This window comes from Saccharothrix sp. NPDC042600, from assembly GCF_040647305.1.
Taxonomy (GTDB): Bacteria; Actinomycetota; Actinomycetes; order Mycobacteriales; family Pseudonocardiaceae; genus Actinosynnema; species Actinosynnema mutabilis.
In genome coordinates, this window is the sequence record NZ_JBEZBW010000184.1 from 1 (window position 1) to 7,995 (window position 7,995).

5 protein-coding genes are annotated in these 7,995 nt (G+C 71.7%); 4 read left to right on the forward strand and 1 reads right to left on the reverse strand.

Going from position 1 to position 7,995, the window contains the following annotated elements; genetic code table 11:
* Positions 1-147: 147 nt before the first annotated feature.
* The 3 genes from AB0A74_RS41955 (at position 148) to AB0A74_RS41965 (ending at position 4,845) form a co-directional block, all read left to right on the forward strand.
* Positions 148-2,328 (forward strand): ATP-dependent RecD-like DNA helicase, encoded by a 2,181-nt coding sequence (locus AB0A74_RS41955; RefSeq protein WP_358258720.1) that lies wholly within the window; start codon positions 148-150, stop codon positions 2,326-2,328.
* A gap of 64 nt (positions 2,329-2,392) precedes the next feature.
* Positions 2,393-3,385, forward strand: a complete 993-nt coding sequence (locus tag AB0A74_RS41960; protein ID WP_358258722.1) for a sigma-70 family RNA polymerase sigma factor — start codon at positions 2,393-2,395, stop codon at positions 3,383-3,385.
* On the forward strand, positions 3,382-4,845 hold the full coding sequence (locus AB0A74_RS41965) for an MFS transporter (RefSeq protein WP_358258724.1): 1,464 nt from the start codon (positions 3,382-3,384) through the stop codon (positions 4,843-4,845). Before AB0A74_RS41960 ends, AB0A74_RS41965 begins: the two co-directional genes overlap by 4 nt.
* A gap of 176 nt (positions 4,846-5,021) precedes the next feature.
* On the opposite strand, the gene AB0A74_RS41970 is transcribed toward AB0A74_RS41965, so the two are convergent.
* Entirely contained in the window at positions 5,022-5,837 is an 816-nt protein-coding gene (locus AB0A74_RS41970) for a MerR family transcriptional regulator (protein WP_358258726.1), read from the reverse strand.
* Between the two features lie 215 nt (positions 5,838-6,052).
* On the opposite strand from AB0A74_RS41970, the gene AB0A74_RS41975 reads away from it, so the two are divergent.
* Positions 6,053-7,792: a M14 family zinc carboxypeptidase gene (locus AB0A74_RS41975; protein ID WP_358258728.1), complete on the forward strand. Its 1,740-nt coding sequence runs from the start codon at positions 6,053-6,055 to the stop codon at positions 7,790-7,792.
* Positions 7,793-7,995: the final 203 nt, after the last annotated feature.

Genomic DNA, 7,995 nt, shown 5'->3' on the forward strand with positions numbered 1-7,995 from the left:
TGCACCCGGCCAAAAGTGTGGTAGCCCTTCGGGCAGGCCATACGGAGATGACACAAGCAAGAAGCCCGGGTTGGGGTGTGACCTCACCAGGCCCTACGGCCGCGCTGCGCGCGTCAAGGGCGGTTGGGTTGGGGTTAGGTTGGGGGTGTGGCGGACGCGGTGCTTGAGGCGACCTTGGAGCGGATCACGTTTGCCAACGAGGAGACCGGTTACACCGTTGCCCGGGTCGATACCGGGCGTGGGGGCGGGGAGTTGGTCACCGTTGTCGGCTCGTTGCTCGGGGTGCAGCCCGGGGAGTCGATCCGGATGCGGGGGCGGTGGGGGTCGCATCCGCAGTACGGGCGGCAGTTCCACGTGGACGATTACACGACCGTCCTGCCCGCCACGATCCAGGGCATTCGCCGCTACCTCGGGTCCGGGCTGATCAAGGGGATCGGGCCGGTGCTCGCGGACAAGATCGTCACGCACTTCGGGGTGGACGCGCTCGACGTCATCGAGCAGGCGCCGGAGCGGCTGATCGAGGTGCCCGGGCTCGGGCCGAAGCGGACGAAGTTGATCGCCGCGGCGTGGGAGGAGCAGAAGGCCATCAAGGAGGTGATGGTCTTCCTGCAGGGCGTCGGGGTGTCCACGTCGTTGGCGGTGCGGATCTACAAGCAGTACCAGGACCGGTCGATCGACGTCGTGCGCACCGAGCCGTACCGGTTGGCGTCGGACGTGTGGGGCATCGGGTTCCGGACCGCCGACGTCATCGCGCAGGCCGTCGGCATCCCGCACGACAGCCCGCAGCGGGTCAAGGCGGGACTGCAGTTCACCTTGTCCGAGGCGACCGGGAACGGGGACTGCTTCCTGCCGGAGAACCGGCTGATCGCCGACGTCGTGAAGATCCTCCAGGTGGACACCGGGCTGGTGATCGACTGCCTGGCCGAACTGGTCGAGGAGGAGGGGGTGGTGCGGGAGGTCATGCCGGACGGGGAGGCGGCCGTGTACCTGGTGCCGTTCCACCGGGCCGAGGTGTCGTTGGCCGGGTCGCTCGTGCGGTTGCTGCGCACCGATGCCGAGCGGATGCCCGCGTTCCGCGAGGTTGATTGGGAGCGGGCGTTCGCGTGGTTGGGCGCTTCGCTGGAGGAGAAGCAGCGCGAGGCCGTGCAGCTCGCCTTGACGCGCAAGGTGGCCGTGCTGACCGGCGGGCCGGGGTGCGGGAAGAGCTTCACCGTGCGGTCGATCGTGCGGCTCGCCGTGGCGAAGCGGGCGCGGGTGGTGTTGGCCGCGCCGACCGGGCGGGCGGCGAAGCGGTTGGCCGAGTTGACCGGGCACGAGGCGCGCACGGTGCACCGGCTGCTGGAGCTCAAGCCCGGCGGTGACGCGGCCTTCGACCGCGACCGGCCGCTGGAGGCCGACCTGGTCGTGGTGGACGAGGCGTCGATGCTGGACCTGTTGCTGGCCAACAAGTTGGTGAAGGCCATCGCGCCCGGGACGCACCTGCTGCTGGTCGGCGACGTGGACCAGTTGCCGTCGGTGGGCGCGGGCGAGGTGCTGCGCGACGTGCTCGCGCCCGGCGGCCCGGTCCCGCACGTGCGGTTGACGCACATCTTCCGGCAGGCGCAGGAGTCCGGCGTCGTCACCAACGCGCACCGCATCAACTCCGGCGACCACCCGCTGGTGCAGGGGCTGCCGGACTTCTTCCTGTTCCCCTGCGAGGACGCGGAGGAGGCGGCGGCGCTGACCGTGGACGTGGTGGCGTCCCGCATCCCGCGCCGGTTCGGCCTCGACCCGCGCACCGACGTGCAGGTGCTCACGCCGATGCACCGCGGCGCGGCGGGCGCGGGGGCGTTGAACGTCGTGCTCCAGGAGGCGCTGACCCCGGCGCGGCCGACCGTGCCGGAGCGGCGGTTCGGCGGGCGGGTGTTCCGGGTGGGGGACAAGGTCACCCAGATCCGGAACAACTACGACAAGGGCGCGAACGGGGTGTTCAACGGGACGCTCGGGGTCGTCACGGGCATCGACGTGGTGGACCAGAAGTTGACGGTTCGCACCGACGAGGACGAGGACGTGGACTACGAATTCGGCGAACTCGACGAGCTGACCCACGCTTACGCCATGACGATTCATCGCTCACAGGGCAGTGAGTACCCGTGCGTGGTCGTCCCAATCACCACGAGCGCGTGGTTGATGTTGCAGCGCAACCTGCTCTACACGGCGGTGACGCGGGCGAAGAAGTTGGTGGTGCTGGTCGGGTCGCGCAAGGCGATCGGGCAGGCCGTGCGCACCGTGGGCGCGGGCCGCCGGCACACCGCCCTCGACGTCCGGTTGAGCCGGTCCGAGGGGTAGCGACCACTTTCCGGGTCCGGCGGTGTCCATACCTGTGCGAGGACCACGGGTTGGGAGGACCACCATGCAACGGACCGCGGAACTGCTGGCGCGGGCGCGGGACGGGGACGGCGACGCGTTCCGGGCGCTCGTCGAGCCGCACCGGCGTGAGCTGCAACTGCACTGCTACCGCGTGCTGGGGTCGGTGCAGGACGCGGAGGACGTGCTCCAGGAGACGCTCCTGGCGGCGTGGCGGGGCATCGACGCCTTCGAGGGGCGGGCGTCGGTGCGGACGTGGCTGTACCGGATCGCCACCAACCGCTGCCTGAACGCGTTGCGCGCCGGCGACCGCCGATCGCCGGTCGACTACCGGCCGGAGGTCCCGTTGCCCGAACCGTCGCACCGCCACGCGGAACCGGCGTGGCTGGAGCCCTACCCGGACGTCCTGCTCGACGGGGTCGCCGACCACGCGCCGGGTCCCGACGCCCGGTACGAGCTGCGTGAATCGGTGTCCCTGGCGTTCCTGGCGGCGTTGCAGGGGTTGCCGCCGAGGCAGCGGGTGGTGCTGGTGCTGCGGGACGTGCTGGGGTTCCGGGCCGCCGAGGTCGCGGCGATGCTGGGCACCACCCCGGACGCGGTGGCGGGCGCGTTGAAGCGGGCGCGCGCGGCGATGCCGGGTCGGGCGGGGTCGCCGCCGTCGCCCCGCGAGCGGCGGGTGGTGGACGAGTTCGTCCGGGCGTTCGAGGCGGGGGACGTCGACGCGGTCGTGGCGCTGCTCAGCGACGACGTCCGGTTGAGCATGCCGCCGCTGCCGATGGTGTACGAGGGCCTGGCGGACGTGCGGAACTTCCTGACCACCGTCGCGATGCGGGACGGGCGGCGGCACCGGTTGGTCCCGACGCGGGCGAACGGGCAGCCGGCGTTCGGCGCCTACCTGCTCACCCCGATCCCGCGGGCGCACGGGGTGCTCGTGCTGACGATGGCGGGGGACCGGGTCGCCGGGCTGACGCGGTTCGTGGACAACTCGCTGCTGGCGGCGTTCGGGCTGCCCCGGTCGTTGCGCGGGGGTTCGCGGTGACCGCGGCGCAGCGGTGGGTGTTGGGGCTGGCGTCGTTGGCGTCGTTCATGATGGCGCTGGACAGCCTGGTCGTGACGACGGCGTTGGCGACGATCCGGGAGGACCTCGGGGCGTCGGTCGAGGCGCTGGAGTGGACGGTCAACGCGTACAACCTGACGTTCGCGGTGCTGCTGCTGACCGGGGCGGCGCTGGGGGAGCGGTTCGGGCGGCGGCGGGTGTTCGTGGTCGGGCTGGCGGTGTTCACGGTGGCGTCGGCGGGGTGCGCGCTGGCACCGGACATCGGGGCGCTGATCGCGGCGCGGGCCGTGCAGGGGGTCGGGGCGGCGATGGTGCTGCCGTTGTCGTTGACGCTGGTGAGCGCCGCCTTCCCGCCGGCGCGGCGCGGGCGCGCGATGGGGCTGTACCTGGGGATCACCGGGGTGGCGACGTTCAGCGGGCCGTTCGTCGGCGGGGTCGTGGTGGACGGGCTGGCGTGGCAGTGGATCTTCTGGCTGAACCTGCCGGTCGGGGTCGTGGCGGTCGTGTTGACGCGGTGGCGGGTGGGCGAGGGCTTCGGCGTCGGCGGGCCGTTGGACCTGGTCGGGGTGCTGCTCGTGACCGCCGGCGCGTTCGGCGTCGTGTGGGGGTTGGTGCGGGGGAACGTCGCGGGGTGGGGGAGCGCCGAGGTGGTCGGCGCGTTGGTGGCGGGTGTCGCGTTGGTGGGCGGCTTTGTGTTGTGGGAGCGCCGTTTCCGCGCGCCCATGCTGCCGATGCGCTTCTTCCGCCTGCGGGCGTTCGCGACGGCCAACCCGGCGAACTTCTGCGTGTTCGCGTCGCTGTACGGGACGCTTTTCTTCCTGGCGCAGTACTTCCAGGTGGTGCTGGGGGACGGTCCGCTGGAGGCCGGGCTGAGGCTGGTGCCGTGGACGGCGACGCTCATGGTGTGCGCGCCGATCGCCGGTCGGTTGGCGGACCGGTGGGGCGAGCGGACGTTCGTGGTCCTCGGGCTGCTGCTGCAGGCCCTCGGGACGGCGTGGATCGCGGCGACGGCGGGCGCGGGGTACGCCGTGGTCCTGCCCGCGCTGGTCGTGGGCGGGGTGGGGTTGACGATGGCCATGCCCGCGGCGCAGAAGGCGGTGGTCGGGGCCGTGCGGGCGGCGGAGGTCGGGCAGGCGTCGGGGGCGTTCATGACGCTGCGGATCCTGGGCGGGGTGTTCGGCGTGGCGGTGGCGGTGGCCGTGTTCGCGGGGGTCGGCGGGTACGCGTCGGCGGCGGACTTCACGGCGGGGTTCGGGGCGTCCATGACGGTCGTGGCGGCCTTCGCCCTGGTGGGCACCCTGGTCGCCCTGGCCATGCCCTCCCGCCGACCGGCCGGGGTTCCGGATCCGGTTCCGCAGCCCACCCGACGCCGACTTAGCCCGCTCCGACGCCGTCTTAGCCCGCTCCGACGCCGTCCTAGCCCCACCTCGACGCCGACCTAGCCCACCCCCGCCGCGGGCCGGCCTGGTTCCCCAGCCCCGGGCCGGCCCGCACCTCTCCCCGTCTCCCGCGCTCCTCATCTACCGGGACGCGCGAGGCGGCGATCGGTCGCGGATCCTGTATGTCACACGATCGGGTGGTGCCCGGCCCCGCGGCCGGGCACCGGAACCCGCGAGCCCTACTTCACCGGGTAGGCGATGTCGCAGACCTCGTCGTCCGGACCGGCCGCGTCCCAGTCCGCCCAGTACACCTCGCGCGGCGCGCCGGCCTCCGCCAGGCCCTGCTCCCCGACCCACCGCGCGACCGCGTCGTACGCCGACAGGATCTGCGGGTACTCGACCTCGCGCTTCTTCAACCGCACGTACGCCTCGCGGTGGGCCGGCTCGACGCGCGCCGGGGCGTTGGGCGGGGCACTCTGGGTCGCGATGGGCACGCACACCTCCACCGGGCCGTCACTGTCCTCGTTCACCTCGCCGTGGTAGATCACGAACGGGGCCTCGGACACGCCGCCGAAACCACCCGCCGCCTTCTCCGCCCGGCCCATGGCGGCGGCCATCCACTCCTCCAGCTCCAGTTGCGCGACGTGCCGCTGCTCGGTCAGCACGACCTGCTCGGGCACGTCCCGCACGCGGACCTCGTACATCTCCGACAACCCCTTCCCTCCGGTCAACACGACGTGGAGGTGGGCGGCCAGGTCCCGTTGCACCGCGAACCGCCGCTCGACCCGCGCCCAGTACGCCGCCAGCACGGCCGCGCGGTCCGGGGCCGCCATCACCTCGGCGACCTCCGCGAGCGGCATGTCCAGCCGGCGCAGCAGGGCCACCAGGCGGGCGTCCGCGAGCTGGTCCTCGTCGTACCGGCGGTAGCCGTTGAACGGGTCCACCTCCGCCGGTCGCAGCAGGCCCTGCCGCTCGTACAGGCGCAACGCCTTGAGCGACAGCCGCGACCTGCGCGCGAACTCGCCGATGGTGACCAGCACCCGCACCTCCTCCACGCGATCGAGCCTCGGGCGTGCCCCAGGGGCAGGGTCAAGCGTCGCAGAGGGCGTTGCGCCGGATGCCCGCGTCCCCCGCCGGGCGGCGTTAACAGGCGAGCCCATAAGCAACAGGTATGGCCGGTTGGAGGGTGTGCAAGGGTCGCGATTTGGCTCATCCTCCTGCTCAACCCTGCCTAGGAGGAACAACCGTGAAGTCGACCAGACGTTCACTCGTGACACTGGCGATAGCCGGTGTCACGGCCGCCGCGGTGATCAACGGCGGCGTCCCCGGCACCGCGGGCCCCGCACCCGAGGTGACCGCCGCCCCCGCCGGCCCCACGTACGTCTACAAGGTCCACGCGCCGCTGGGCAAAGCCGCCCAGGACCTGCTCGGCCGTGGCTTCGACGTGCTGGAGCAGCGGGAGGGCGACAACCTGTTCGTCCTCGGTGACTCGGCCACCGGCGACAAGCTGAAGAAGGAGGGCTTCACCTCGGTCATCGACGAGGTGCTGCCCGCCCCGCAGTGGGAGCCGCCCAAGCGCAAGTCGCAGTCCCTGGACGCGGCGGCGCTGGAGGAGACCTACTACGGCGGCTACCGCACCGTCAACGCGCAGTACGCGCACCTGGACGCGGTCGCCTCGCAGTACTCGTCGCTGGCCACCGTCGTCGACTACGGCGACTCGTGGCGCAAGACCCAGGGCTCCGGCGGTTACGACCTGCGCGCCATCTGCATCACCAAGAAGAACGCCGGCGACTGCGCGCTCAGCCCGACCGCGCCCAAGCCGCGGTTCTTCGTGATGGGCCAGCTGCACGCCCGCGAGCTGACCACCGGCGACATGGCCTACCGCTGGATCGACCACCTGACCCAGGGCTACGGCACCGACGCCGAGGTCACCGCGCTGCTCGACTCCACCGAGGTGTGGGTCGTGCCGATCGCCAACCCCGACGGCGTCAACATCGTGCAGCAGGGCGGCAACACGCCGCGCTACCAGCGCAAGAACGCCAACACCACCAACGGGTCGAACTGCTCGGGCACGTCGTCGTCGCACATCGGCGTGGACCTGAACCGCAACACCGACTCGCACTGGGGCGGCGCGGGCACGTCCTCCAACCCGTGCGACCAGACCTACAAGGGCCCGTCGGCCAACTCCGAGGTCGAGACCAAGGCGCTGCAGGCGTTGTGGCGCAACCTCTACAAGGACCGCCGCGGCACCGGCACCACCGACGCCGCCCCGGCCGACACCACCGGTGTCGTGATCTCCATGCACAGCTACTCGAACCTCGTGCTGTTCCCGTGGGGCTGGACGACGTCGTACAAGACGGGCAACGACGCGGCGCTGCGCGGCATGGCGCAGGAGATGGCGAGCATCGCCGGCGGCTGGCAGTACGGCCAGCCCGGTGAGGTGCTCTACAACGCGGCCGGCGCGACCGACGACTGGGTGTACGACGACCTCGGCACGGCGTCGTTCGTGTGGGAGATCGGCCCGGGTTCGGGCACGTGCAGCGGCTTCTTCCCGGCGTTCTCCTGCCAGACGTCCACGTTCTGGCCGAAGGTCAAGCCGATGCTGATGTACTCGGCGAAGAAGGCGGCCAACCCGTACGGCGGCGGCGGTGGCACCCCCGGCTCCTGCCCGACGGCCACCAACGCCACGGACGTGAACATCCCGGACAACGGCGCGGCGGTCAGCAGCACCATCACCATCGCGAACTGCACCGGCAACGCGTCGGCCACGTCCGCGGTCGAGGTGCACATCAAGCACACGTACCGGGGTGACCTGGTGATCGACCTGGTCGCGCCGGACGGCTCGACGTACCGGCTGAAGTCGTCCAACAACGACTCGGCGGACAACATCGACACGACGTACACGGCGAACGTGTCGACCGAGGTGCGCAACGGCGCTTGGAAGCTCCAGGTGCAGGACGTGTACTCGGCGGACACCGGGTACATCGACTCGTGGAGCCTGACCCTGTAGGAACACCGCTGTCATCCGCTTGATCGAGAGGCGGCCCGCCCCGGCGGGCCGCCTCTCGCGTCGTTCCCAGGCGCAGCGCGTTCTTGGGCGCGCGCAGCGCGTGGTCTTGGGCGCGCGCAGCGCGCCTGCTTTTGGGCTTTTCCGTCCTCCCCGTACGGCCTGCCCGAAGGGCTACCACACTTTCCCGGGGTTGGGCCAAAAAG

Bases quoted from the DNA above. Each gene is read 5' to 3' on its own strand.
- AB0A74_RS41960 (WP_358258722.1), top strand. From the start codon at position 2,393: ATGCAACGGACCGCGGAACTGCTGGCGCGGGCGCGGGACGGGGACGGC.